The sequence below is a fragment of the Phytoactinopolyspora endophytica genome (assembly GCF_004138495.1).
Lineage (GTDB): Bacteria > Actinomycetota > Actinomycetes > Jiangellales > Jiangellaceae > Phytoactinopolyspora > Phytoactinopolyspora endophytica.
This window is the reverse complement of record NZ_ML142851.1, coordinates 117,281-118,436: the sequence shown is the minus strand read 5'-3', so window position 1 is coordinate 118,436 and position 1,156 is coordinate 117,281. Positions and strand designations below refer to the sequence as shown.

Here is a 1,156-nt window from a genome sequence, read left to right as displayed (position 1 = left end):
GACGAAGCCGTCGAGCATCTGACCCCGATGATGGGCGAGTATGCCGGGTGGTACATCGACGGCACCGCCGAGCTTATGGACGCGCCGCAAGCCGTGTCCACCACATTCGCCGAGGTCACCGGGCACGGTGCCATGACCTTCGCCGAATGGGCGGTCGCGAACGTCCACGGGTTCCGCTGATCAGAAGTGGGCGCGGCCCGGAACGTGGTGCCGCTTATTGCGCCATGTCGACGAAGCGGCTGTAGTGGCCCTGAAAGGCCACGGTGATGGTGGCCGTCGGACCGTTTCGGTGCTTGGCGACGACAAAGTCCGCCTCGCCTGCGCGCGGCGACTCCTTCTCGTACGCGTCTTCCCTGTGGAGCAGGATGACCATATCCGCATCCTGCTCTAAGCTCCCCGACTCGCGGAGATCGGACAGCATGGGTTTCTTGTCCGTTCTCTGCTCGGGACCACGGTTCAACTGGCAGATGGCGATCACGGGGACTTCCAGCTCCTTGGCCAGCAGCTTCAGCGACCGGGAGAACTCCGAGACCTCTTGCTGCCGGCTCTCGACCTTCTTCCCGCTGGTCATCAGCTGCAAGTAGTCGACGATGACCATTCGGAGGTCATTTCGCTGCTTGAGCCGCCGGCACTTGGCTCGGATCTCCATCATGGTCATGTTCGGTGAGTCGTCGATGAACAACGGTGCACTCGACACCTCGCCGGTGCATCGTGCGATGCGGTTCCAGTCGTCGTCGGTCATCTGACCGGCACGCATGTGATGCAGGGGAACTTTCCCCTCGGCCGAGAGCAACCGCATCGTGATCTCGTTCCGGCTCATCTCCAGGGAGAAGATCACCGATGTCAGCTGATGCTTGATCGACGCCGCCCGAGCAACGTCCAGCCCCAGCGTGGACTTCCCGACCGCCGGTCTAGCAGCAACGATGATCATTTGCCCTGGATGCAGGCCGTTGGTCAACGTGTCAAGGTCCGTGAAGCCCGTCGGCACACCGACCATCTCACCGCCACGAGAGCCGATGGCTTCGATCTCATCGAGGGCGCCCTCCATGATGTCCGACAGCGGCGCGTAGTCCTCAGCCGCCCGCCGCTCAGTGACGGCGTAGACCTCGGCTTGAGCACGATCGGCAATCTCGTCCGCGTCACCGTCGGCGCTGTA

Annotated in this window: 1 protein-coding gene and 1 pseudogene; one reads left to right on the top strand and one right to left on the bottom strand. The window is 63.0% G+C overall.

Annotation, left to right across the window (positions count from 1 at the left end; translation table 11 throughout):
* A pseudogene (locus ELR45_RS37030) lies at positions 1-180 on the top strand (hydroxylase); the annotation flags it as partial.
* Positions 181-214: 34 nt separating this feature from the next.
* Here ELR45_RS37030 and dnaB read toward each other — a convergent pair.
* Positions 215-1,156 (bottom strand): replicative DNA helicase (dnaB, locus tag ELR45_RS06440; protein ID WP_240759220.1); only part of this gene is annotated, 942 nt, incomplete at its 5' end.